Raw genomic sequence first — 24,995 nt, 5'->3', positions numbered from 1 at the left:
GCACGAGGAAACCACTGCGGTAGCCTGCGCTCCTTCGCCCCCTGCGACTCCGACCGACGGTCGGACTCCGTGAGTCCCGGGCTTTCGTTCGAGTTTTCCGTGCTCACACCGACGCTCATGGTACGAACTCCACTTTCGAGGCGGTCAGATTTCCGTCGTCGTCCGCGATCGTGACCCGCATACGGAAGTCACGAGGCGCGGCCTCCGGCTGTTCGGCGCTGCTCACCATCGCGCGCGCGGCGACGAGGACGGTGCCGCCGCCGTCCACGTCGGACTCGTAGCCCGCCGCGATGATCTCGCCGTCGGTGGTGACCTTCGCGTCCTGGACGACACTGACGAAAGGCTCCTGGCGGTCGGCGAATTCGTCGCGGAACTGTCCGCTGGAACCGGCGACGAGACGATCGACGTCGTCCTTCGCGGTGTCCGGATGGATCGTCGTGAGGTTGAGGATCGTCTGACGGGCGGTGTCGACATAGGACTGACGCTGGGCGTCGTACTTGCTGTCGCCCCACACCGTCCACGCGGACCACCCGGTGGCAGCGGCGAGTGCGACCACGACGACTGCCGCCACCACGCGCAACAGGATCGTCTTCCTGGACAGCGAAGGCTTCGGCCCGGGCGTCGCTGCGTCGGCCTGCGCCTCGGCGGGCTCGCCGTCGCCGTCGTTCTGTGCGCCGAGGGCGGGGGCGGGCGCTGTCGGAATCGGGGCTGTCGGCGTCGGCGTGGACGAGACCGACGCCGCCTGTTCGGGCTCGGGCGTCGAAGGCCGCGCAGGCCCGCGCATCGAGGTGTCCGCCCCGGACGCACCGGCCTGCGGCGGGCCCGCGGTGCGTCGTGCGCGCCTGCGTGGCCGTGCCGTCGACGAATCGTGCGCCTGCTTCGCCGTGGCGACCGCTCCCCCGGACCTCGATTCCGCGCCGTCCGGACTGGCCGCAGAATCCGTCACTGCTGACTGGTCATCATCGTCTGCCACGAGGATTCCTTTCCCGTCGATGCCGACGCAAGATCGGGCTGGGTGTAGACCGTACCGCCGGGAGCGGTGTACGAGCCCGTGATCGGGTCGTACGGCCTTGCTGTCGCGGGCACCGTCGCAGCGGGGACGGCGCCCCCGCCGGCACCGGCGCCTGCGTCTCCGTCACCACCGTACGAACTCGGTTGAGTCGTGAACGACGGCACGTCGGGCGACTGCACGTCTCCCGACGGCGGGTTGTTGCCCAATGGTACGAACCCGTTTCGGCAGTCCTCGGGCGTGGGCCCCCGCCGACCCGGGAACTCCATACACGGTAGGTTGCGAGCGCCGCGAACGGTAGTGGGGTCGTCGTGCGGGACGTTGCAGAACAGATTGCTCGGGGTGTCCGGCACCGAGACGTCGTCGCCCGACCGCCATTGATCCGGTGGCAGGAAGCCCGTGGTGCACGGCGGCGGATCGTTCAGCTCGAGCGCGAAGTCGACGAATGCACCTTCGTCCTCGGGGCCACCGTTGACCGCCGTCGACAGCGACGCGACGAGCGGCGGGAAGAGCACCAGGATCTGCTCGATGCTCGGATGGTAAATCGTGCTCACCTCACCGACGCTCACGAGATTCGCGAGCAGCAGCGGAAGGGTGGGGCGAAGATCCTGGAACAGCTGGTCGGCCTGCTCTGCTGCGCTCGGTCCGCGTTCGAGCACCGAACGCAGCGACGGATCGCTGGCTCGAAGCTGATCGGTGAAGGTCACGAGATCGCTTGTCCACGAGCGAATGGCGTCGCTCGACACGGTCTGGGTGTCCAGAAGCGGCCCCATCCGGTCGATCAGCGACTGGGTCGCGTCGGAGTTCGCGTCTGCTTCCTCGACGAACAGGCGCGCCGAATCGATCAACCGTTGCAGATCGGGCCCCGAGCCGTTGAACGCATCGAATGCCTCGTCGATGACGGTGCGCAGCCGGGTGTCCGCGATCGACGCCAGCAAGACGTCGGCCTGGTCGAGCATGTCACCGACATCCTGCGGAACCCCGGTGCGCGACAGCGGGATGACGTCGCCCTCGGACAATCGGCTACCGGAATCGCTGCGCGGGATGAGATCGACGTACTGCTCGCCGATCGCCGACACACTCTTGACGACGGCGTCGACGTCGCCCGGGACATCGGCGCCGCTGTCGATCGACAGGTTCGCTTCGACCGCGTCGTCGCCCAGGACGACCGACCGAACCTTGCCGATATCCGTGCCGCGGTACGCGACATTGGCGTTCGGGTAGAGGCCGCCCGTCGACTGCAACTCGACCACGACGTTGTAGCGACCGATCCCGAGCAGCGACGGCAGTCGCACATACACCACCGACATGACCACGAGCCCGATCACGGTGAGGATCGCGAAGATGATCAACTGGGTCCGAACGAAACGCGACAGCATCATGGTGTACCACCTCCCGGCACGGTAAGTCCGGGAATCGCTGGGAGGCCGGGGATCTCCGGCAGACCCGGAATCTGCGGAGCCGGTGCCGGCGCCGGGGCGTCGGCCTCGGGTGGTGTCAGTGGGTTGCCCGCCTGCCCGGCGACACCCGCGAGCGTGCCCAGTGCACCTTCCGGGCTGCCGAGCACGGTGCCCGTAAGGAAGTTGCGCTGCAGCCGCTCGTTGGTCATGTCGATCATCATCGCGAGGTTCGCGAAGTCGCCGCGGATCGCGGAGTCGAGAGTCTTCATCGGGAACGGGAAGGTCAGGAGCACCGACAGCACCTCGGTGAGGGAGTTGCCGGAGTTCGCCAGCTCGCGCAGCACCGGGGTGAGGTTGCGCAGGTTGGCCTTCAGGTCTTCGCCACTCGTGTCGATGACGCGGGTGGCGGTGTCGCTGAGCTTGCCCAGTTCGGTGAGCGCGTTCGTGAGATTCTGCCGCTGGTCGACGAGGACGTCGAGCGCCGGCGGAATCGACGTGAGTGCGCGGTCGATCGTGTCCTTCTGCCCCTGCACGGTGGACGAGAGTCGGTCGATGCCTTCCATCGCCGAGATGATGTCGCCGCGCTGACGATCGAGACTCCCGGTCAACTCGTCCAGACGGGGCAGCAGATCGTGGATCGCACCGGTGCGGCCGTCGAGCGCGTTGTTGAGTTCCTGCGTGATGGTCTGCACCTGCGCGAGTCCACCACCGTTGAGGACGACCGACAGCGACGACAGAGTCTGCTCGGTGGTCGGATACGCACCCGCTCGGTCGAGGGGAATGACGTCGCCGTCCTCGAGCCGACCTTGCGCCTCGGCGGATTCGGGCGCGGCCAGTTCGAGATGCTGCGAACCCAGAAGGCTCGTCTGGCCGATCTTGGCCGACGTGTTCGCCGGCAGGTCGACGTCGCCGTTGAGTCGCACCGTGACGAGGGCGTGCCAGTTCTCGACCTCGATGTCCGCGACCGAACCGACCGTGACGTCGTCGACGCGCACCGGTGAGTTCGGCGACAGCGTCGTGACATTCGGCATCTGGATGCGGATCGAGTACGAATCCTCGCCCTTGCCTTCGGTGCCCGGAAGCGGGAGCGAGTTGAGACCGTCCCACGAGCACGCGGACAACGAGAGGGTGGTGGCCACCGCGATTGCGGTGACACCCCAGCTGCGGGTGCGTCGAGTGGTCACTGTCCACCTCCCAGCAGGCCGGCAAGCCCGTTCGGAATGCTCACCTCGGGCGCTCCGCCGAGGACGCCTCCCGCCCCGGAGCCCGCACCATTGCGTGGTGGCGCCGACTCCGCGAGACCTTCGGGCTGATAGGTGATCTGGTCGGGCCGTGCGGCGACGCCCGTCGCGGCGTTCGTCATGATCCCGGGATATCCGGTGGTGAGCGAGTTGAGCACCGGCCCGAGATACTGCGTGCACAGATCCGCGCTGCGGTCGGAGTCGTTGGCCTCGACACTCTGGATCGCGCCGCACATGAACTGCACCGGGTTCTGGAAGTTGGACAGGCTCGCGGCGCCGATGAGGGAGCCGGTGAGCGGGCGGTAGATGTTGTTGAAGTTCGACAGCGCATTAGGCGCGACGTGCAGTACCCGCTCGATCTCTGGACGCTTGTCCGCGAGTACCTGGGTTGCGTCGGCGAGTCGGCCCACCTGCTCGGTGAGCGACTCCTGGTTCTCCGAGACGAACCGCTGCACGTCGCCGAGGGCGACGTCGAGATCGCCGAGCGCGCGGTCGAGCGCGTCGGAGTTCTCCGCGAGGACGTTCGAGACCGAGGCGAGCCGGCCTTCGAACTGCACGATCTGCTGGTCACTCGACGACAACGCCTCGACGAAGGCCTGCAGATTGCGAACGGTGCCGAACAGGTCGGTGCGGCCGTCGGAGAGAGTCTTCATCGTGTCGGACAGCTCGCGCAGCGTGTCGCGCAGCGCGTTGCCGTTGCCCTCCAGGTTCTCCGCAGCAGTGTCGACGAACGTGCCGAGCGTGCCCTTCGGATCCTCGGCCTGCGGCCCCAACGCGTCCGAGAGTTTCGTCAGCTCGGTCTTGATCTCGTCCCACTCGACCGGCACCGCGGTACGTTCGATCGGAATGACGGCGCCGCTGGTCATTTCGGGACCGCCCGCGTACACGGGCGTGAGCTGCACGAATCGGCCGGACACCAGGCTCGGTGCCACAACCACCGCTTTCGCGTCGGCGGGGACCTCGACACCACGGTCGACGCGCATCCGCACCGCGACCGAATCGTCGCCGGGCGAGATGCTTTCGATCCTGCCCACCGGAACACCGAGTACGCGGACGTCATCGCCTTCGTACAGCCCCGAGGTCGACGGGAAGTACGCCGTGACGGTGTGTGTTCCGATGCGCGGGACGAACACGTAGCCCACCGCGGCAAGCACGACGACCACCAGGCCCGCGGCGACGACCGGAATCAGCCTGCGACGCTTCCGAAGCTCGCCGAATCGCGCGGCGATCGCTGGGCGCCTCATCGGTTCGGGTCCTTGAGCTCGACGTTGGGCGACGGCTTCGGCTCGAAGTAGGACTCGAGGTCGTTGGGCAGATGCTCAGGCCAGGTGAGTGCGTCCGACAGACCTTGGAAGGCCTTGCCGAGTCCGAAGTTGTAGATGTACGCGTTGAAGAACGGGCCGCTGCCGACGGCCTCGCCGAGCGAGGTCGAGTACGGCGCGAGGCCGTCGAGCGCGCGGCCGATGTCTTCCTTGTGTCCCTGCAGCTGACCGACGACGGTGTTCAGCTTGTCGAGCGTGGGTTTCATCTGTTCCTGGTTGTCCTGGACGACTCCGCTCAACTGCCTCGACACGGCCGAGACATTGACGATGAGCTCACTGATGGACTCGCGCCTGCGGTCGAGTTCGCCGAACAGCTCGTTGCCGTCGACCACGAGTGCGTTGATCTGGTCGCTGCGCTCGGCGAGGATGCCCGTCACGTTCTCGGCGCGCGACAGCAACTGCTGCAGTGTCTCGTCGCGCGAGTTGATGCTCTGCGACAGACGCGTGATGCCGTCGAGCGCACCGCGCAGTTCGGGGGGTGTGCCCGCCATGGCATCCGACACCGCACCGAGCGCTTCGTTGACCTTGTCGGTGTCCATGCCCGACACGGTGTCGGTGAGGTCGCCGAGCGCATCGTTGAGCGAGTACGGCGAACGCGTGCGTTCGAGCGGAATCGTGTCGTTCGGCTCGAACGTGCCGTTGCCGCGTGGCGCGAGCTCGAGGGACTTGCGGCCCAGCACGGTGTTGGTCTTGATCGCGGCCTCGGTCTGGTCACCGAGCACGATGCCTTCCGAGATCGTGAACGACACGAGCACGGTCTGGCCGTCGAGCGCGATGTCGGACACCGTGCCCACGTCGACGCCTGCAAGCGTGACGTCGTCGCCACCTGTGAGGCCGCCTGCATCGGCGAATGTGGCGCTGTACGGGACTCCCCCGGACAGGAACTGCAGCGAGTCGTACTGCAGCCCGGCCACGACGGCGGAGGCACACACCACGATGCCGATGATTCCTACCTGTACGGGATTGCGTTCGGCTTTCATTGGTTCGGTGCACACCTCCCCGTGTTCTGGTTGCCACCGATGTTGAGGACCATGTCCTGCCCTTCCGGACCGGAGAACTTGAATGCGACCGTGCACACGTACATCTGGAAGAAGCCGCCGTACGAGCCGACGCGGATGAGCTTGCGGTACGCGTCGGGCAACCGGTCGAGAACCCAGTCGATGTCGTCGCGGCCCATGTCGAGCTGAGTGGCGGTGCGGCCTGCCTCGGCGATCGTGGTCTGCAGATCGGGACGAGCGCCCTCGAGCAGGTTCGCGAGATCTCCTGTCGCGCCGGAGATACGCGGAATCGCTGCCCCGACCGGGTCACGATCCTGCGCCAGCCCGGACACGAGTTGCTGCAGCTTGTCGAGCGTGGTGGAGAACTGATCGCCGCGATCGTTGATGGTGCCGAGCACGTCGTTGAGGTTTCCGACCACCTCGCCGATCAACTGGTCGCGGTCCGCGATCGTGTTGGTGAACTCGTTGGTGTTGCTCAGCAGCGATTCCAACGTGCCACCCTGGCCCTGGAAGACTTGCACGAGCCCCTCCGAGAGCTGGTTGACCTGGTCGGGGTTCAGCGCGCGCAACAGGGGTTTGAACCCACCCAGCAGCAGGTCCAGGTCCAGCGCGGGCGCCGTCTGTTCGACCGGGATCGTGTCGCCGTCGTCGAGCGGCACGGGCGCGCCCGGCCCGTCCATCAGCTCGAGATAGCGGTCGCCCACGAGGTTTTCGTAGCGGACCGTGGCCTTCGTGCTCTCGAACAGCGCGTTCTTGCTGTCGATGTCGAAGCTCACGTGCGCCAGATTGTCCCGACCGACCTCGATCTTCTTGACCGACCCGACGGGAACGCCTGCGATGCGGACCTTTTCGCCGACCTTCAAGTCGGACGCACTGGTGAACACCGCGTGGTATCCGCTCGAGCTGGCGAACCGGTACTGGCTGAACACCACTGCGAGCGCGACGAACACGAGCGACATGACGATGGTGAAGATCAGCAGTTTGACACTGGTGGCACGCATCTACCGGCCTCCTTCCGGGAGCACGCCCTCGAACAGGAACTGGAACGCATTGGGCAGGTCGGGATTGAGCTGGGTGGACGGCACGTACGGCTGGTTACCGGTGTCGGCCACCACGAAGTCGGCATGCGTGTTGGGGTCCGGATCGGGCAGCCCGTAGCACGCCGGGCCGCCACTCGCGTTGACCTTCGGAAGATCCCGCGGGTAGGTGTACGGCTCCGCACCCGGGACGAAGTTGGTGCTGAGCGCGATGGCCGGCTGGTTACCACCGAACATGCGCTCGCCCACTGGGCGCACGTTGTTCAGGCCGACGATGAGGCAGCTGAGCTCCGACGAGTACTCGTTGAGCAGTCCGGTGGTCGACGAGAGCGTGGACAGCGCTGTGGTGAGGTTCTGCTCGTTCTCGGTGAGTACCCCGTTCGTCGTGTCGGCGAGCCCGATCACGTTGAGCAGCAGGGAATCCAGATTGCCCTGCTGATCGACGACCGTGTCGCTCGTCGCCGACGCGTTGTCGACCGTGCGTAGCAGGTCGGGCGCCGTGTCGGCGTACAGGTGTGTGACGTCCGCGGCCTTCGCGAGGTCTTCCTGCAGACGAGGAAGCGACGGGTTCATCTTGGCGAGATAGCTGTTGCCCCGCTCGAGCGTTTCGCCGAGCGCGTCGCCGCGACCCTGCAACGCCGACGACACGGCACCGAGCGTGGCGTTGAGCTTTTCGGGCTCCACCTGTGCCAACACGTCGGAAAGATGCTGGAAGACCGTGTCGAACTCGACCGTCACGCTGTCGGACGCGATGACCGCGCCCGGCTCGAGATGCCGCGACGACGGCTGCTCGGGCTCGACGATGTTGACGTACTTGGCGCCGAACACCGTGGTCGACTTGATGTCGACGCGACTGTTCGCGGGAATTCGCGACATCATGTCGGGCTGCATGTCGAGATTGAGCACCGCCTGCTCGCCGACGTACTCGATGCTGCCGACTCGCCCGACCTCGACGCCGAGCAGCTTGACCTTGGCGTCCGGCTCCATGACGAGACCCGCACGCGCACTGGTGACAGTGACCGGCACGGTCTTGGTGAAGCCCCCGACGAACTGCACCAATGCCGCGGCCACGATGCCGACCAGCACCACGACCAGACTGACGGCCGCGAGCTTTTTCACCCACCCCGAATCCGTGGTCATCTCGCCCCCTATCCCGACAGGTTGAAATTGCCGGTCGCTCCGTAGATGGCGAGCGAGATCAACAGGGTGACGGTGACGACCGCGATGAGCGACGCGCGCACCGCATTGCCCACGGCGACACCGACTCCCACCGGGCCACCGGTGGCCGTGAAGCCGTAGTAGGTGTGGATCAGCATGATCGCGATCGCCATGACGATCGCCTGCACGAAGGACCACAGGATGTCGGTGGGTATGAGGAAGGTGGAGAAGTAGTGGTCGTACACGCCACCCGACTGGTTGTAGAGGAAGACCGTCGCGAACCGGCTCGCGATGAACGACGCGATGACGGCGAGCGCGTAGAGCGGGACGATCGCGACCATGCCCGCGAGCACGCGGGTGCTCACGAGGTACGGAATCGACGGGATGGCCATGGTTTCGAGTGCGTCGATCTCCTCCGCGACGCGCATCGCACCGAGCTGGGCGGTCGAGCCGGCACCGATGGTGGCAGCGAGGCCGATGCCCGCGATCACCGGCGCGGCGATGCGCACGTTGATGAACGCCGAGAAGAAGCCGGTGAGGGCTTCGACGCCGATGTTGCCGAGCGAGCTGTACCCCTGCACCGCGATCGTGCCGCCGGTGAACAGAGTGAGGAATCCGACGATGACGACCGTGCCACCGATGACCGCGAGAGCGCCCGTGCCCATGCTGATCTCGGCGACCAGGCGGAGGACCTCGCGTGGATAGTGCATGAGTGCGCGTGGCATCGATGCGACCGCGCGCAGGTAGAACAGTGTCTGTTCACCCAGCGAGTCGACCGACCGCGACACGGACGTGGCGCGACGCCGCGTCCGTGGAAACCGCCCGGCTGCTGCCAGAGCCATTCAGAGCCCCGTCCTGTCGTACGGGTGCGGCGCACGCACCCCGGTTGTCGTGCCAGTCGTCTTCTGCATGAACGTCTCTCAGCCCGACGTGAGCTTGATGCCGATCGCGGTGACCAGGACGTTGACGACGAACAGCGCCATGAAGGCGAACACGACCGTCTGGTTGACGGCGTCGCCGACGCTTTTTGCGCCCCCCTTGACGTTGAGGCCGAGATATGCGGCCACGAGACCCGCGATCATGCCGAACAGGCCGGCCTTGACCTCGGAGATGATGAGCTCGCCGAACCCGGTGAGCAGCGTGATGCCGTTGACGAACGCGCCCGGGTTGACGTCCTGCACGAACACCGAGAACGCGAAGCCACCGAGCAGTCCGATGGTGCAGACCAGGCCGTTGAGGAGCAGTGCGACGACGGTGGAGGCGAGCACCCGGGGCACCACGAGCCGCTGGATCGGGTTGATCCCGAGCACGCGCATCGCGTCGATCTCTTCGCGGATGGTGCGCGCGGACAGATCCGCGCAGATCGCGGTGGCCCCCGCACCCGCGACGATGAGCACCGTGACGATGGGACCGACCTGCGTGACGGTACCGAGCGCCGCACCCGCGCCCGAGAGGTCGGCGGCGCCGATCTCTCGCAGCAGGATGTTGATGGTGAAGCTCACGAGCACCGTGAACGGAATCGCCACCAGCACAGTGGGAATCATCGATACACGGGCAACGAACCATGCCTGGTCGACGAACTCGCGGCGCTGGAACGGCCGCGAGAAGATCGCCCGCATCGTCTCCGCGGACATCGCGAAGAACCCGCCTACGGCACGCAACGGCACTTCCACGAGATCAACCATGTCGCCTCCTGTCGGTCTCGTGGTTGATGGTTCAACGACCTCGGCTGACGCCGCATCCCCCGCCCCGGCTTGTGATTCACGTCATACTAACTAGAACGTGTTCACCCCGCAAGGACGGAATCCGGATATTCTGAACAACCGTCCAAAACGCCCGGTTTCCCCGCCGACTCGGCGCCGCACACGCGATGAGCGCGTGACCTGAAGGGACCACCTGAAAAGTGTGAAAATTACTGAGCGCCAGTAGAATACCATCGAATTCCGCAACGGCAACGACAGATTTCCGGTGAGCGAACCGGCACAGCCACCGACACAACGATGTCGGTGTGCGTTCGCCGCCGAACGCACACCGACACCATGTACCCGAAGAAAAACTAGAACAGATTCACCCTCACGCGGAGGGCTTCCGCACGCCTCGACGAACGTCGGCCGCGGCCGGCATTCACCCCAGCGCGTCGAGCGCGCGCGCCGCGGAGAACGTTCCCCCTTCGCGCGTCGCGAAGTGCCCGCCGAGCGACTCGGCGAGGGCCGCCGGCTCCCACATGTCGCCGGTGGCGTCGAAACGTGCCTCGACAGTGGGCGCCGCCATCAGCGCCACCATCGGACCGTACACCACGAACACCTGGCCGGATACGGCGTCGGCCGCGGGGGACGCGAGGTACGACACGAGCGACGCGACGTGCTCGGGAGCCAGCGGATCGACCGCATCCCCCGGCGCATCGCCGAAGACGGATTCGGTCATCGAGGTCCTCGCACGCGGGCAGATCGCGTTCGCGCGCACCCCGTAGCGAGCGAGCGCACGCGACGCCGACAGCGTGAGCGCGATGATGCCCGCCTTGGCCGCGCCGTAGTTCGCCTGCCCCTCCGGACCGAGCAGGCCCGCCTCGGAGGCGGTGTTGACGATCCGCCCGTAGACGGGTGCACCCGCGGCCTTCGACCGCCCCCGCCAGTACGTGGCCGCATTGCGCGTGAGCAGGAAGTGGCCGCGCAGGTGAACCTTGACGACCGCGTCCCACTCTTCGTCGGACATGTTGAACAGCATCCGGTCGCGCGTGATGCCTGCGTTGTTGACCACGACGTCGACCGACCCGAACTGGGACTCGGCGGTTGCCATGAGCGCGTCCGCGGTGCTGCGTTCGCCGACGTCGCCCGCGACGAACTCGGCCTTGGCGCCGAGCGTGCGGAGCTCGTCGAGCGTGCGTTCGGTGCGCGCATCGGCGGCGAGGTCGTTGACGACCACGCTCGCTCCCGCCTTCGCGAGTGCGACGGCTTCGGCGCGGCCGAGCCCGTCCCCTGCCCCGGTGACGAGTGCGACCCGCCCGTCGAGACTCACGTCCTGTTGTTCCGACGACACAGCTGTTCCCCTTCGGACACGGTCTTTCCCTGGCTACGTTCTCGTAGTAGAACGGGTTGCGGAAGTGCGGCTCTCACTCGGCCGCGAAGAGTGCAGCCCGCGGACACGACGCGATCGCCGACTCGGCGTCCGCCGTCCGTTCGGCGGGCGGCGTGGGGTCGGTGATGTGCAGGACGTCGTCGTCGTCGAGCTCGAACAAGTCCGGAGCGATACCGACGCACACCCCGTTTGCTTCGCAGCGGTCCGGATCGACCCTTATCTCCATGTCAGGCTCCCGTTTCGTCGTCGCGCCGGGTCGCCCCTGTCAGACCCGTGCACTGGCCGGATCTTCACACTAGAACCTGTTCCAGTTCTGTGCAATGATCCGAACGACATCGCGAGGAGGGTATCGATGCAGATCACCTACGACGCCGATCAACAACAGCTGCGCGACGAGCTGCGGCGTTATTTCAGCCGCCTCATGACGCCGGAAAGGCGCGAGGCACTGGCAGCCACCACGGGAGAGTACGGAGCGGGCACCGTGTACCGCGACGTCGTCGCGGAAATGGGCCGCGACGGCTGGCTCGCCCTCGGGTGGCCGGAAGAGTACGGCGGCCAGGCGCGCTCGGCCATGGAACAGCTGATATTCACCGACGAGGCCGCCATCGCGGGCGCACCCGTCCCATTCCTGACCATCAATTCCGTCGCGCCCACGATCATGCACTTCGGCACCGAGGAGCAGAAGCGCTTCTTCCTGCCCAGGATCGCGGCGGGCGAGCTGCACTTCTCGATCGGGTACTCCGAGCCCGGCGCAGGCACCGACCTCGCCGCGCTGCGCACCACGGCCGTCAAGGACGGCGACCACTACGTGATCAACGGCCAGAAGATGTGGACGAGCCTGATCGCGTACGCCGACTACGTGTGGCTCGCGTGCCGCACCGACCCCGACGCGAAACCCCACCGCGGCATCAGCATGCTCATCGTGCCGACCGACGCCGAGGGATTCTCGTACACCCCCGTGCACACCATGGCCGGGCCGGACACGAGCGCCACGTACTATCAGGACGTGCGCGTCCCGACGTCGTCGCTCGTCGGTCCCGAACACGGCGGCTGGAGCCTCATCACCAACCAGCTCAACCACGAGCGCGTCGCGCTGACGTCCGCGGGCCCCATCCTCACGGCCTTGAAAGAGGTCCGCGAATGGGCGCAGAACACCAAGCTGCCCGACGGCCGCCGAGTCGCCGACCAGGAGTGGGTGCAGGTGGCACTCGCGCGGGTGCACGCGAAGGCCGAATACCTCAAGCTCATGAACTGGGAGATCGCGTCGGCGACCGACCACGCCCCCGGGCCCGCAGAGGCGTCCGCGAACAAGGTGTTCGGCACCGAGTTCGCCACCGAGGCCTACCGGGTGCTGATGGAGATCCTCGGCCCCACCGCCACCCTGCGTCAGGAGTCGCACGGCGCGCAGCTGCGTGGCCGCATCGAGCGGATGCACCGGTCGTCGCTCATCCTCACCTTCGGCGGCGGCACCAACGAGGTGCAACGGGACATCATCGGCATGACCGCGCTGGGTCTGCCCGCATCGAAGAGATAGGACGCGACATGGATTTCGCCCCCACCGAGGCCCAGCGCGATCTCGCCGGCCTCACCTCGGACATCGCCCGGAGCCTCGTCGGCGTCGATCGACAGCGCGAACTCGACGAGGCCGAGAACCGGTTCGACGACGCCCTGTGGCGCGAGCTCGCGCGCGCGGGCGTGCTGTCCGCCGCGCTCGACGAGCGCGCGGGCGGCGACGGCCTCGGCCTGCTCGAACAGACCGGCATCCTGACCGAGCTGGGCCGCGTACTGGCCGCGGTCCCGTACGTCTCGTGCATCACGATGGCGGCAGGCGCGATCGCGCGCTTCGGCACCGACGCGCAGGTCGACGAGTGGGCACGGCCCGCGGGCGCGGGTAGCGCGCTGCTCACCACCGCCTTCGACGAAGAACTGGTCGCGGCGCCGGCACACCCGTCCACCACCGCGACGCCCGAGGGCGACGCATGGGTGCTGTCGGGCACCAAGGTCCTCGTGGATGCCGCGCCGGTCGCCGACCTGTTCGTCGTGTCCGCGTCGACGCCGAGCGGCGTCGCGGTGTTCCTGGTCCGCGCCGACGACCCCGGGGTCGAGGTCACCCGGCAGGTCACCACAGACTTCTCGGCCGTCGGCGAGGTCACGCTGCGCGACGTCCGCCTCGCGGCCGACCGTGTACTCGGCGACGACGGCGCCGAGGTCCTCGACTGGACGGTCCGCCGGGGCGCGGTCGGCGTGTGCGCGTACCAGTACGGCGTCCTCGACGAGGCGCTGAAGGTCACGTCCGAGTACGCGCGCGAGCGTGTGCAGTTCGGCAGGCCGATCGGGTCGTTCCAGGCGGTCGGCCAGCGGCTCGCCGACGCCTACATCGACGTCAAGGCGGTGCGTCTGACGCTCACCCAGGCAGCATGGCGGCTCGCCGAAGAACTGCCCGACGAAGGCGCGGTGTCGACGGCCAAGTTCTGGACCGCCGATGCCGGACACCGCGTGGCGCACACGGTGATCCACGTGCACGGCGGCGTCGGCCTGGACACCACGCATCCGGTCCACCGCTACTTCCTCGCAGCCAAGCAGGCCGAGTTCCGGCTCGGCTCGGGCACGGACCATCTCCGGCGGCTCGGCGAGACGCTCGCGTCGGTTCCCGCGTGAGGTCGGCGTCGTGGTCACGGTAGCCCAACGTCTGCTCGCCCTCGAGGGCGTCACCGAACGCGGTGTGCACTTCGAGGATTCGTTCGTCTCGTGGGCCGACCACGTACGCGCGAGTCATGCGCGGGCGGCCGCTCTCGAATCCTTCTTCGAGCCCGGCCGTCCTCGGCACATCGGCCTGCTCATGGACAACATCCCGGAGTTCTCGTTCGTCGCAGGTGCCGCGGCACTGTCCGGCGGTGTCGTCGTCGGACTCAACACCACCCGCCGCGGTGCGGCACTCGAACGCGACATCGCGCTCGCCGACTGCGCGGTCGTCCTCACCGATTCCGCGAACGCGTCGCTGCTCGAGGGTTTCTCGCAGGTTCCGGTGCTCGACGTCGAGAGTGAAAGCTGGCGCGACCTGGTTGCGCACGCGCCCGCGGAGCACGGCCCGGCCGACACCGACGGCTCGGCGCTGTTCATGCTGATCTTCACATCCGGCACGAGCGGAGATCCGAAGGCGGTGCGCTGCACGCACGACAAGATCACCGGGCCGGGCGAGATGCTCGCCACCCGCTTCGGCATCGGCGCAGGCGACGTCGTCTACTGCGCGATGCCGATGTTCCATTCGAACGCGATGATGGCCTCGTGGTCGGTCGCACTGTCGGGTGGCGCCTCGATCGCGCTGCGCCGCAAGTTCTCCGCGTCGGGTTTCCTACCCGACGTCCGCAGGTACGGAGTCACCTTCTCCAATTACGTCGGGAAGATCGTCTCGTACATCCTTGCGACCCCGGAACTGCCCGACGACGCCGACAACACGCTGCGCATCATGTACGGCAACGAGGGTTCCGCGACGGCCGTCACGGAATTCGCACGGCGGTACGGGTGCCGCGTCGTCGACGGTTTCGGGTCCACCGAGGGCGGCATCTCGATCTCGGCGCATCCTGACTCGCCTGCGGGGGCGCTCGGCAAGCTCCCCGACGGTGTCGCGATCCTCGACCTCGAGACGGGGCAGCCGTGCCCGCCCGCACGGTTCGACGCGTCCGGCCGCATCCTCAATGCCGACGAGGCCACCGGCGAGCTCGTCAACGTCACGGGCACAGGCGGTTTCGCCGGCTACTACGGCAACCCCGAGGCGGACGCCGAACGGATCCGGGACGGCCGCTACCACAGCGGCGATCTCGCGTACCTCGACGCGGACGGCTTCGTGTACTTCGCAGGCCGCACGTCCGGTTGGCTGCGGGTCGACGGCGAGAATCTCGCTGTCGCGCCCATCGAACGAGTGCTCTCCCGCTTCCCGGGGTTCGGTCAGGTCGCGGTGTACCCGGTTCCCGATCCCGACGTGGGCGACCGGGTGATGGCGGCCGCGGTGTGCACCCGCGAGTTCGATCCCACCGAATTCGAAGAGTTCCTCTCGGCGCAAGCAGATCTGGGGCCGAAGCAGGTACCCACCTTCGTTCGTCTGTGTCGCGAACTCCCCCGCACCGCGACGTTCAAGGTGCTCACCCGCACGCTGAGCGCCGAAGCGTGCAACACGCCGGATCCGGTGTGGGAGTTCGACCGCACGAGCCGGCGCTTCTCGCTGCTCGACAGCGTGCGCGCCACGAGTGCCTGACTCACCGACACACCTCCAGGGGCCCGGTGCCCGCGAATTCTCTTCGCGGGCACCGGGCCCCTGGTGCGTCCGTCAGAGCGAGCCGAGTCGCGCCACGGCCTGATCGAAACCCTCGACCAGTTCGACCATCACCTCGGCGACGGGGCGGATCTCGTTCATCCGGCCCACGATCTGGCCGACCGGCATCGCGACGACGTCGGGATTCTCCGCGGCGCTCATCCGCTGATGCGCTTCGCTGACCAGGATGTTCTGCAACGGCATCGGCAGCGGATCGGGGGCCTCGGGACGCGACCAGGCGTCGGTCCACTTGGTCTTGAGCAGGCGCGCAGGCTTGCCCGAGTAGATGCGCGAGCGCACCGTGTCCGCCGACGTTGCGCCGAGCAGTGCCCGTTGCACCGACGACGGGCCGTCTCCCGACGCGCTGCCGAGCTTGTACTCGGCGGTCGTGAGCCAGTACGAGCCCATCCACACTCCCGACGCACCGAGCGCGAGGGCTGCGGCCACCTGCCTGCCGCTACCGATGCCGCCTGCCGCGAGCACCGCAGCGGAATCGCCGAGTGCGTCGACGATTTCGGGAACCAGAACCATCGAGGCGATCTCGCCGGTGTGCCCGCCCGCCTCGTAGCCCTGCGCGATGACGACGTCGACACCGTTCGCGACGTGCCGCTTGGCGTGGTCGACCGCGCCCGCGAGTGCCGCGACCGGGACGCCGTGCGCGTGTGCCTGGTCGATGACGTCGCGGGGCGGCGAGCCGAGCGCGTTGGCGATGAGCGCGGGACGATGCTTCAGCGCGACGTCGACATGGCTGCGCGCCACCGAGTGCAGCCAGCCGAGCACGCCCGACGCGCTCTCCGCGTCGTCGCCGAGGGGCGGCACCCCGAGGTCCGCCAGCGTGCGGTCGACGAACGCCCGGTGTTCCGGCGGGATCATCGAGTCGAGATCGACCTGCGAGCCCTCGGTGGGGATCTTCGCGGGCATCACGATGTCGACACCGTACGGCTTGCCGTCGGTGTTCTCGTCCATCCAGGTCAGGACGGCGTCGAGCTCCTCGGGGTCGTTGAACCGGACGCACCCGAGGACGCCGAGCCCGCCGGCGCGCGAGATGGCGGCCGCGACGTGCTCGGAGGGGGTGAACCCGTAGATCGGGTACTCGATCCCGAACTTGGTCGTGAGGTCGGTCTTCATCACGCGCCTGCCTTCTGGGCTGCCGGTTCGTTGCTGTCGTCGGCGGGGCGGGATTCGGTCTGGGCGTGAGCCCACTGGTAGTCGGGCTTTCCGGCAGGCGACCGCTTGATCTCGTCGACGAACCACACGCTACGCGGCACCTTGTACCCGGCGATGCTGTTGCGCGCGTGCGCGACGAGATCGCCGAGCGCGGGACGCGCGCCCGGCCGTGGCTGGACGACCGCGGCGACGCGCTGGCCGAACCGCTCGTCCGACACTCCGAGCACCAGGACGTCGAACACGTCGGGGTGTCCCTTGAGCGCGCCCTCGACCTCCTCGGGGAAGATCTTCTCGCCGCCACTGTTGATCGACACCGACCCGCGACCGAGCATCGTGACGGTGCCGTCCTCCTCGACGCGCGCCCAGTCGCCCGGGATCGAGTACCGCACGCCGCGGATCTCGCGGAACGTGGCCTTCGTCTTCACTTCGTCCTTGTAGTAGCCGAGCGGGATGTGTCCCTTGCGGGCCAGCATGCCGACGACACCCGAGCCGGGCTCGATCTCGTTGCCGTCGTCGTCGAGCACCGTGGTCGCGGCGTCGATCTTGACGGTGGGCCCGCCGCCCTTCGCCGCCCCCTTCGCGACGACCGCGAGGCCACCGAAGCCGGTTTCGGACGCGCCGATCGAGTCGGTGATGAAGCGATTCGGGAGCAGTTCGAGAAACTTCTCCTTGATGCTCGGCGAGAACAGCGCCGCACTGCTCGCCATAGCGAACAGGCTCGAAAGATCGTACGGCTCTCCGGTTTCCGGGTTGCCCTCGAGAAGGGCATCGAGCATCGGACGCGCCATCGCGTCGCCGGTGATGAAGATCAGGTTGACGCCGTGCCGGTCGATGGTCTGCCACACGGCGTGAGCGTCGAACTCCGGCAGAAGGATGCACGTCCCGCCACCGAACAGCGCCTGGAACACCGCCCATTGCGCGCCGCCGTGGATCATCGGCGGGATGGGGAAGCGCACCATCGCGGGGTTCTCGGCACCGACGCGCGCGAGTTCCCACTCGTCCTCGACGCGCACACCCGTGACGAAGTTGATGCCGCCGCCGAGCACGCGCCACACGTCCTCGTGCCGCCACATGACGCCCTTGGGGCTGCCGGTGGTGCCGCCCGTGTAGAGCATGTACAGGTCGTCGCCGGTGCGTTCCTCGAAATCGCGCGCCGTCGAGGACTGCGCGAGCGCGTCCTCGTACGCGATGCCGGGGGCCTCGCCGGAGAGTGCGTCTCCTGCACTGTCGACCACGAGCAGCGTCTTCAGTTGCGGGTTCTGCGGCGCCACGGCCGCAACCTTGTCGGCGTAACGGCGCTCGTACACGAGCGCGACCATGTCCGAATTGTCGAAGATGTACTGCAACTCGTTCTCGACGTACCGGTAGTTGACGTTGACGACCACCGCACGGATCTTGAAGACCGCAACCATCGCCTCGATGGCTTCGATGCCGTTACGGCAGTAGACGCCCACCTTGTCGCCGGGTCGCACCCCCTGTTCCTGCAGGTAGTGCGCCAATGCGTTTGCCCTCGACTCGAGCTCGCCGAAGGTCTCCTCGCGTTCGCCGCCCACGAGTGCGACGCGGTCGGGCACGAGGTCGATCGAATGTTCCACCAAGTCTGCGATGTTGTAGGCCACGGCTCAAAAATAGAACGTGTTATTATTTCCGGCAAGCCCTGTTTGAGACTCACATCACACGATGCGACTGGAGGCCGCGGTGTCCACTACCGCCACCGACAACCCCGAGACCAGCTCCGCCCCCCACGCCCTCGTGGAGAAGCGCGGACACGTCCTCGTCGTCACGATGAACCGCCCGGAAGCGCGCAATGCGCTGTCCGGCGAGATGATGGCGATCATGCGCGACGCATGGGATCGGGTCGATTCCGATCCCGACATCCGTGTCGCGATCCTCACCGGCGCGGGCGGCGCGTTCTGCGCGGGTGCCGACCTCAAGGCCATGACGTCGCAGCATCCGGGCGACTCGTTCTCCGGCGGCGGATGGGATCTTTCGCGTATCGACGCATTGCTCAAGGGCCGCCGCCTCACGAAGCCGCTCATCGCCGCGGTCGAGGGTCCGGCGATCGCAGGCGGCACGGAAATCCTGCAGGGCACCGACATCCGCGTCGCCGGTGAGAGTGCCAAGTTCGGTGTGTCCGAGGCGAAGTGGGGCCTGTTCCCGCTGGGCGGTTCCGCCGTGCGGCTCGTGCGGCAGATTCCGTACACCGTGGCCGCCGACATCCTGCTCACCGGCAGGCACATCCGCGCGCAGGAAGCGAAGGACATCGGGCTGATCGGTCACGTCGTGCCGGACGGCACGGCACTCGACAAGGCGCTCGAAATCGCCGAACTGATCTCGGCCAACGGACCGCTCGCAGTGCAGGCCATCCTCGAGACCATCCGCCAGTCGGAGGCGATGCCCGAGGAGGAGGCTTTCCAGATCGACGCGCGGCTCGGCACCAAGGTGTTCATGAGCGAGGACGCGAAGGAAGGCCCGCGCGCGTTCGCGGAGAAGCGCGCGCCGCAGTTCCACGCGCGGTAACTGTCCCCTGGCGCTCCCCGGGTCGCACTGCCGCGGACGCGATCGCGTCCGCGGCAGTGCGACCCGGGGAGCGGCAGTCGGCCCGGACCCGTCGGTCAGGCCGTCAGCTTCGCGAGCCGGTGCACCTGGTCGACATCGCGGCACGACACCAGCAGCATCGTTACGCCCGCCTGCTCCCAGCGCGCAATGCCGGCGCGTACCTCGTCTTCGTTGCCCACGATCATCGTCTCGGTCACCATCTCGTCGGGAATCGCCTGCGCGGCTTCGTCCTTGCGACCCGACCGGAACAGTCGCGTCACCTCGTCGACCACGTCGCCGTATCCCATACGCCGGTACACCTGTGCGTGGAAGTTCAACTCGGGCGCACCCATCCCACCCACGTACAGCGCGGTCACCGGCTTGAGCCCGGCGATCGTGCCCGCGCGATCGTCGGTTTCGATCACCTGACACGTGGCCGCGATCTCGAAGTCCTCGCGTGAGCGGCGCGCGCCCGGACGCGCGAACCCTTCGTCGAGCCACTCGTCGTACATCGGCGCGAGCCGCGGCGAGTAGTAGATCGCCAGCCAACCGTCGGCGATCTCCGCGGTCAGCGCGACATTCTTCGGCCCTTCGGCGCCCAGCCAGATCGGGATGTCCGCGCGGAGCGGATGTGTGATCGGCTTGAGCGGCTTGCCCAGCCCCGACGCGTCCGCGCCGGTATAGGGCAGCGGGTAGTGCGGGCCGTCGCTCGTGACGGGCGCTTCACGCGCGAGCACCTGCCGCACTATCGACACGTACTCGCGGGTGCGGGCGAGCGGCTTCGCGAACGGCCTGCCGTACCAGCCCTCGACGACCTGCGGGCCCGAGACGCCGAGGCCGAGGATCGCGCGGCCCCCACTCAGATGGTCGAGCGTGAGCGCGTGCATCGCGCAGCTCGTGGGCGTGCGGGCCGACAGCTGCGCGACCGACGTACCCAATCGCACGTGCTCGGTATCCGACCCCCACCACGCGAGTGGCGTGAACGCGTCCGAACCCCACGATTCGGCAGCGAACACGGCGTCGAACCCGGACTCGTCGGCGGCCGCGACCAACTCCCCCGCGTCCGCGGGTGGCTGCGCGCCCCAGTAGCCGAGTTGTAACCCGATCTTCATCTATTTCCTCCGTATCGTCGCCTGTCGAAGGTGACTCTTGCCACAACTATTAGAACCTGTTCTACTCGATGTCGTGACCATGGGAAAGAGTGCGGTGGCCCTGTCGCCTGCCCCCGAGGACAAGTCCTCGTCCAGCAAGCCTCTGAGCGCCCCGCTGACGCTGAAATTCGATTACACACGTTCACTGGGCCCCACCCTGGGGCCGTTCATGAGTGCGTTGCGCAACCGGCGCGTACTCGGGGTGCGTGGGTCCGACGGGCGCGTCTTCACGCCGCCCGCCGAATACGACCCGCACACCGCCGAACCACTCACCGATTTCGTCGAAGTATCCGATGCAGGCACCGTCGTCAGCTGGGCATGGAATGCCATGCCGACGTCGAGCCAGCCGTTCGACCGTCCGTTCGCGTGGGCGCTCATCCGGCTCGACGGCTCGGACACGGCGATGGCACATGTCGTCGACGTGCCGGACGCGTCGCACATGAGCACCGGCATGCGCGTGCGTGCGCGGTGGGAGTCGGACCGCCTCGGGCGCATGGCCGACATCGTGTGCTTCGAGCCGGGCGAGTCCACCAACACGCCCACCGACGACGCCGAGGCCGTCACGATCCTGACGACGCCGGTCGAACTGGGGTACCAGCACTCCGCGTCGGCCGAGGAGAGCTGGTACCTGCGCGGCCTCGCCGAGGGACGGCTGGTCGGCGGGCGCACCGGCCCGGGCGGCAAGGTGTACATCCCGCCGCGCGGCTCGAGCCCCACCGACGGTGTGCCCACGCGCGAGCAGGTGGAACTGCCCGACACGGGCACCGTCACCACCTTCTGCATCGTGAACGTCCCGTTCATGGGCCAGCGCCTCAAGCCGCCGTACGTCGCGGCGTACGTCCTGCTCGACGGCGCGGACATCGCGTTCCTGCACATCATCCAGGAGTGCGACGCCCACGACGTGCGCATGGGCATGCGTGTGCAGGCGAAGTGGAAGCCACGCGAGGAGTGGGGCTACACGCTCGAGAACATCGAGTACTTCCGCCCCACGGGCGAGCCCGACGCCGAGTACGACACGTACGCACACCACCTGTGAGGGGCGAGAAATGACCGAAATCGCAGTCGTCGGATTCGCGCACGCTCCCCACGTGCGCGAGACGTCCGGCACCACCAACGGCGTCGAGATGCTCACGCCGTGCTTCCACCAGCTCTACGACCAGCTCGGTATCACCAAGTCCGACATCGGATTCTGGTGCTCGGGATCCTCCGACTATCTCGCAGGCCGCGCATTTTCGTTCATCTCCGCGATCGACGCGATCGGCGCGGTGCCGCCGATCAACGAGTCGCACGTCGAGATGGACGCGGCGTGGGCGCTCTACGAGGCGTGGGTCAAGCTGCTCACCGGCGAGGTCGAGACCGCGCTCGTGTACGGCTTCGGCAAGTCCTCGGCAGGCACGCTGCGCGAGACGCTCTCGCTGCAGCTCGATCCCTACACGGTCGCGCCGCTCGGCCTCGACTCGGTGTCACTCGCCGGCATGCAGGCACGCCTCGGGCTCGAGTCCGGGAAGTGGACCGCAGAGCAAATGGCCGAGATCGCGGTACGCAGCCTCGGTGCCGCGCAGCAGGATCCGCACGCGCAGGTGTCGGGGGCCTACACGGTCGACGAGCTCCTGGCGACCGACTACATCGCCGACCCGCTGCGCAGGCACGACATCGCGCCAGTCACGGACGGCGCGGCCGCGATCGTCCTGGCCACGGGCGACCGCGCACGCGAGCTGTGCGAGCGACCCGCGTGGATCACCGGCATCGACCACCGCATCGACACCCCCCAGTTCGGCGCCCGGGATCTGACGGTGTCGCCGTCGACCGCGGCGTCCGCGAAGGCACTGACGGGCGGCGACACCGGCGGCATCGACGTCGCCGAACTGCACGCGCCGTTCACCCACCAGGAGATCATCCTCAAAGAGGCGATCGGACTGGGTGATTCGGTGTCGATCAATCCGTCGGGCGGTCCGCTCACCGGCAACCCGATGTTCGCGGGCGGCCTCGAGCGCATCGGCTACGCCGCGCGCGCGATCATGAACGGCGACGCCGGCAAGTCACTCGCACACGCCACGGGAGGCGCTGTGCTCCAACAGAATCTGGTAGCGGTGATGGAGGGACGGAACTGATGCCCGAACGCGGACCTGCCGCGGTGCTCGGCACCGGGCAGACGAAGTACGTTGCGAAGAGACAGGACGTCACGATGTCGGGCCTCGTCCGCGAGGCCGTCGACCGCGCGATGGCCGACGCAGGCGTCGGATGGGACGACATCGACGCGGTCGTCGTCGGCAAGGCACCCGACCTCTTCGAGGGGTCGATGATCCCCGAACTGAGCATGTCGGACGCACTGGGCGCCAACGGCAAGCCCCTGCTGCGCGTGCACACCGCAGGCTCGGTCGGCGGCTCCACCGCGGTCGTCGCGTCGAGCCTCGTCAAGTCCGGCGTACACAAGTGCGTGCTCACCGTTGCATGGGAGAAGCAGTCCGAGTCGAACGCGATGTGGGCGCTGTCGACACCGGTGCCGTTCACGATGCCGGTCGGTGCGGGCGCGGGTGGCTACTTCGCCCCGCACGTGCGCTCGTACATCCGCCGCTCGGGCGCGCCCGAGCACATCGGTGCGATCGTCGCCGCGAAGGACCGCCGCAACGGCGCGCTGAACCCCTACGCGCACCTGCACCAGCCCGACATCACCGTCGAGTCCGTGCAGGCGTCGCAGATGCTGTGGGATCCGATCCGGTACGACGAGACGTGCCCGTCCTCCGACGGTGCGTGCGCGATGGTGCTCGGCAACGAGGAGGCCGCCGAGGCAGCGCAGAGCCGGGGGCAGAGCGTCGCGTGGGTGCATGCCACCGCGATGCGCACCGAGCCCACCACGTTCGCCGGCCGCGACCAGGTGAACCCGCAGGCCGGCCGCGACGCCGCGAAGGCGCTGTGGCAGCAGGCAGGCATCACCGACCCGCTCGAGGAGATCGACGCCGCCGAGATCTACGTACCGTTCTCGTGGTTCGAGCCGATGTGGCTCGAGAACCTCGGCTTCGCCGCGGAGGGCGAGGGCTGGAAGCTCACGGAGAAGGGCGAGACCGCGCGCACCGGACGGTTGCCGGTCAACGCGTCGGGCGGCGTCCTGTCGTCCAATCCGATCGGCGCGTCGGGCATGATCCGGTTCGCGGAGTCGGCGATCCAGGTGATGGGCAAGGCGGGCGACCACCAGATCCCGAACGCCCGGAAGGCGCTCGGACACGCCTACGGCGGTGGTTCACAGTACTTCTCGATGTGGGTCGTCGGCGCCGACAAGCCCGAGTCGGTGGTGTAGATGAAGTTCACCGTCGGCGTCGCGATGGCGCCCCTCGACCAGCTCACCGGCATCGCCCAGGCCGCCGAACAGGCCGGTTTCTCCTCGATCGCCCTGCCGGACTCGCTGTTCTTCCAGGAGACGCAGAGCGCCGACTACCCGTACACGCCCGACGGCTCGCGCATGTGGAACGAGGACACGCCGTGGGTCGATCCGTTGATCGCCGCGGCGGCGATGGGCGCCGCGACGTCGACGATCGAGTTCTACACCCAGGTCCTCAAACTCGGCTCACGCAATCCGGTGCTGCTCGCGCGTCAGGTCGGCTCGGTCGCGAATCTCACGAACAACCGATTCGGCTTCGGTGTCGGCATCGGGTGGTCGCCCGAGGAGTTCGAGTGGTGCGGCGCGCCCTACCGCAACCGCGGCGCACGGGTCGACGAGATGATCGACATCATCAAGTTGATCCTGGGTGGCGGCATGGTCGAATACCACGGCAAGCATTTCGATTTCGACCGCCTGCAGATGAGCCCGTCACCGTCGTCGCCGGTCCCGTTCTACGTCGGTGGGCACACGGACGTCGCCCTGCGGCGCGCCGCCCGCGTCGGCGACGGCTGGACGTCCGCGATGATCAAGTACGACGACCTCGTCTCGGTCATCGGGCGGCTGCGCGAGCTGCGCAGCGAATACGGCCGAGCCGACGAGCCGTTCGAGATCCAGACGGTGTGCATCGACAAGTTCGGCAAGGACGGTTACGCCGAACTCGAGCAGGCCGGGGTCACCGACACGATCGTCGTGCCGTGGGTGTTCGACGGGCTCGGCTTCGATTCTCCGCTCGCCGACAAGCAGGAGTCGATCGCCCGGTTCGCCGACAAGTACCTCGGAGCGCGGTCGTGAGCGCCACCGCGGTGCACCCGGCCCGCGCGGCGGGTGAGGCATCGCGCGCTGCCGCGGCGGCAAAGGACAAGGACACGTGGCTGGCGCTGTTCGCGGACGATGCCGTCGTCGAAGACCCGGTCGGGCCTTCACATTTCGATCCCGAGGGCAAAGGCCACCGGGGCCTCGACGCGATCAGCCGCTTCTACGACATGACGATCGCGATCGCCGACTCGCTCGAGTTCCTGATCGACGACTCGCTCGTGTGCGGTGACGAGAACGTCAACATCGGCACGATCCGGACCGCCGTCGGCGGCACGATGATCGACGCCGAAGGCGTGTTCGTCTACCGGGTGAACGGCGACGGCAAGCTCGTGTCGCTGCGCGCATTCTGGGAGGTCGACCGTGCGATGAAGACGGCGCGGCCGGTCTCGTAGACCAGC

At 67.7% G+C, this 24,995-nt stretch carries 23 protein-coding genes; 9 read left to right on the top strand and 14 right to left on the bottom strand.

The window, feature by feature from the left end; translation table 11 throughout:
* Positions 1 to 115 precede the first annotated feature (115 nt).
* The 11 genes from HCA44_RS20930 to HCA44_RS05630 all read right to left on the bottom strand — a co-directional run bounded on the left by HCA44_RS20930 (position 116) and on the right by HCA44_RS05630 (position 11,466).
* A complete protein-coding gene (locus tag HCA44_RS20930; protein ID WP_169647554.1) occupies positions 116 to 973 on the bottom strand; it encodes a hypothetical protein in 858 nt (285 codons plus the stop codon).
* On the bottom strand, positions 943 to 2,391 hold the full coding sequence (locus HCA44_RS05675; RefSeq protein ID WP_169647553.1) for an MlaD family protein: 1,449 nt from the start codon (positions 2,389 to 2,391) through the stop codon (positions 943 to 945). The genes HCA44_RS20930 and HCA44_RS05675 overlap by 31 nt, the downstream gene beginning before the upstream one ends.
* Positions 2,388 to 3,593, bottom strand: coding sequence for an MCE family protein (locus HCA44_RS05670; RefSeq protein ID WP_169647552.1), 1,206 nt, complete (start codon positions 3,591 to 3,593; stop codon positions 2,388 to 2,390). The genes HCA44_RS05675 and HCA44_RS05670 overlap by 4 nt, the downstream gene beginning before the upstream one ends.
* Positions 3,590 to 4,894, bottom strand: coding sequence for an MCE family protein (locus HCA44_RS05665; protein WP_169647551.1), 1,305 nt, complete (start codon positions 4,892 to 4,894; stop codon positions 3,590 to 3,592). The genes HCA44_RS05670 and HCA44_RS05665 overlap by 4 nt, the downstream gene beginning before the upstream one ends.
* On the bottom strand, positions 4,891 to 5,952 hold the full coding sequence (locus tag HCA44_RS05660) for an MCE family protein (protein WP_169647550.1): 1,062 nt from the start codon (positions 5,950 to 5,952) through the stop codon (positions 4,891 to 4,893). Before HCA44_RS05660 ends, HCA44_RS05665 begins: the two co-directional genes overlap by 4 nt.
* Positions 5,949 to 6,971 carry an MCE family protein gene (locus HCA44_RS05655; RefSeq protein ID WP_169647549.1) on the bottom strand — a complete coding sequence of 341 codons (1,023 nt, stop codon included), beginning with the start codon at positions 6,969 to 6,971 and terminating at the stop codon, positions 5,949 to 5,951. Before HCA44_RS05655 ends, HCA44_RS05660 begins: the two co-directional genes overlap by 4 nt.
* Positions 6,972 to 8,147, bottom strand: coding sequence for an MCE family protein (locus tag HCA44_RS05650; RefSeq protein WP_169647548.1), 1,176 nt, complete (start codon positions 8,145 to 8,147; stop codon positions 6,972 to 6,974).
* Between the two features lie 8 nt (positions 8,148 to 8,155).
* The gene (locus tag HCA44_RS05645; protein ID WP_169647547.1) at positions 8,156 to 9,007 is read right to left on the bottom strand and encodes an ABC transporter permease; all 852 of its coding nucleotides are present in this window, start codon (positions 9,005 to 9,007) and stop codon (positions 8,156 to 8,158) included.
* A 78-nt stretch (positions 9,008 to 9,085) separates the two neighbouring features.
* A complete protein-coding gene (locus tag HCA44_RS05640; RefSeq protein ID WP_169647546.1) occupies positions 9,086 to 9,850 on the bottom strand; it encodes an ABC transporter permease in 765 nt (254 codons plus the stop codon).
* Positions 9,851 to 10,289: 439 nt separating this feature from the next.
* Positions 10,290 to 11,201 carry a 3-oxoacyl-ACP reductase gene (locus HCA44_RS05635; RefSeq protein WP_169647545.1) on the bottom strand — a complete coding sequence of 304 codons (912 nt, stop codon included), beginning with the start codon at positions 11,199 to 11,201 and terminating at the stop codon, positions 10,290 to 10,292.
* A gap of 73 nt (positions 11,202 to 11,274) precedes the next feature.
* Positions 11,275 to 11,466, bottom strand: coding sequence for a ferredoxin (locus tag HCA44_RS05630; RefSeq protein WP_169647544.1), 192 nt, complete (start codon positions 11,464 to 11,466; stop codon positions 11,275 to 11,277).
* 126 nt (positions 11,467 to 11,592) lie between these two features.
* Between HCA44_RS05630 and HCA44_RS05625 the strand changes: the two genes are divergently transcribed.
* From HCA44_RS05625 to HCA44_RS05615, 3 genes are read left to right on the top strand one after another with little or no spacing between them, the layout of a single operon-like run.
* Positions 11,593 to 12,774, top strand: coding sequence for an acyl-CoA dehydrogenase family protein (locus HCA44_RS05625; RefSeq protein WP_169647543.1), 1,182 nt, complete (start codon positions 11,593 to 11,595; stop codon positions 12,772 to 12,774).
* An 8-nt stretch (positions 12,775 to 12,782) separates the two neighbouring features.
* Positions 12,783 to 13,898, top strand: a complete 1,116-nt coding sequence (locus HCA44_RS05620; protein WP_169647542.1) for an acyl-CoA dehydrogenase family protein — start codon at positions 12,783 to 12,785, stop codon at positions 13,896 to 13,898.
* 10 nt (positions 13,899 to 13,908) lie between these two features.
* Positions 13,909 to 15,492, top strand: a complete 1,584-nt coding sequence (locus HCA44_RS05615; RefSeq protein ID WP_169647541.1) for a long-chain-fatty-acid--CoA ligase — start codon at positions 13,909 to 13,911, stop codon at positions 15,490 to 15,492.
* Positions 15,493 to 15,564: 72 nt separating this feature from the next.
* On the opposite strand, the gene HCA44_RS05610 is transcribed toward HCA44_RS05615, so the two are convergent.
* Both HCA44_RS05610 and HCA44_RS05605 read right to left on the bottom strand, forming a co-directional pair.
* Positions 15,565 to 16,677 (bottom strand): nitronate monooxygenase family protein, encoded by a 1,113-nt coding sequence (locus HCA44_RS05610; RefSeq protein WP_169647785.1) that lies wholly within the window; start codon positions 16,675 to 16,677, stop codon positions 15,565 to 15,567.
* The gene (locus HCA44_RS05605; protein WP_169647540.1) at positions 16,677 to 18,335 is read right to left on the bottom strand and encodes an acyl-CoA synthetase; all 1,659 of its coding nucleotides are present in this window, start codon (positions 18,333 to 18,335) and stop codon (positions 16,677 to 16,679) included. Before HCA44_RS05605 ends, HCA44_RS05610 begins: the two co-directional genes overlap by 1 nt.
* A 79-nt stretch (positions 18,336 to 18,414) precedes the next feature.
* On the opposite strand from HCA44_RS05605, the gene HCA44_RS05600 reads away from it, so the two are divergent.
* Positions 18,415 to 19,236, top strand: coding sequence for a crotonase/enoyl-CoA hydratase family protein (locus HCA44_RS05600; protein ID WP_169647784.1), 822 nt, complete (start codon positions 18,415 to 18,417; stop codon positions 19,234 to 19,236).
* A gap of 95 nt (positions 19,237 to 19,331) precedes the next feature.
* Here HCA44_RS05600 and HCA44_RS05595 read toward each other — a convergent pair whose 3' ends face one another.
* Positions 19,332 to 20,366 carry an LLM class F420-dependent oxidoreductase gene (locus HCA44_RS05595; RefSeq protein ID WP_169647539.1) on the bottom strand — a complete coding sequence of 345 codons (1,035 nt, stop codon included), beginning with the start codon at positions 20,364 to 20,366 and terminating at the stop codon, positions 19,332 to 19,334.
* 79 nt (positions 20,367 to 20,445) lie between these two features.
* On the opposite strand from HCA44_RS05595, the gene HCA44_RS05590 reads away from it, so the two are divergent.
* From HCA44_RS05590 to HCA44_RS05570, 5 genes are read left to right on the top strand one after another with little or no spacing between them, the layout of a single operon-like run.
* Positions 20,446 to 21,441 carry an OB-fold nucleic acid binding domain-containing protein gene (locus tag HCA44_RS05590; protein WP_169647783.1) on the top strand — a complete coding sequence of 332 codons (996 nt, stop codon included), beginning with the start codon at positions 20,446 to 20,448 and terminating at the stop codon, positions 21,439 to 21,441.
* A 10-nt stretch (positions 21,442 to 21,451) separates the two neighbouring features.
* Positions 21,452 to 22,516 (top strand): thiolase domain-containing protein, encoded by a 1,065-nt coding sequence (locus tag HCA44_RS05585; protein ID WP_169647538.1) that lies wholly within the window; start codon positions 21,452 to 21,454, stop codon positions 22,514 to 22,516.
* Positions 22,516 to 23,700 carry a thiolase domain-containing protein gene (locus HCA44_RS05580; protein ID WP_169647537.1) on the top strand — a complete coding sequence of 395 codons (1,185 nt, stop codon included), beginning with the start codon at positions 22,516 to 22,518 and terminating at the stop codon, positions 23,698 to 23,700. Before HCA44_RS05585 ends, HCA44_RS05580 begins: the two co-directional genes overlap by 1 nt.
* Positions 23,701 to 24,573: a TIGR03619 family F420-dependent LLM class oxidoreductase gene (locus tag HCA44_RS05575; RefSeq protein ID WP_169647536.1), complete on the top strand. Its 873-nt coding sequence runs from the start codon at positions 23,701 to 23,703 to the stop codon at positions 24,571 to 24,573.
* Positions 24,570 to 24,989, top strand: coding sequence for a nuclear transport factor 2 family protein (locus HCA44_RS05570; RefSeq protein WP_346764591.1), 420 nt, complete (start codon positions 24,570 to 24,572; stop codon positions 24,987 to 24,989). The genes HCA44_RS05575 and HCA44_RS05570 overlap by 4 nt, the downstream gene beginning before the upstream one ends.
* Positions 24,990 to 24,995: the final 6 nt, after the last annotated feature.

Source organism: Rhodococcus sp. HNM0569, from assembly GCF_012726205.1.
Lineage (GTDB): Bacteria > Actinomycetota > Actinomycetes > Mycobacteriales > Mycobacteriaceae > Rhodococcus_F.
The sequence above is the reverse complement of the archived record's forward strand: the minus strand, read 5'-3'. Positions and strand labels throughout refer to the sequence as shown.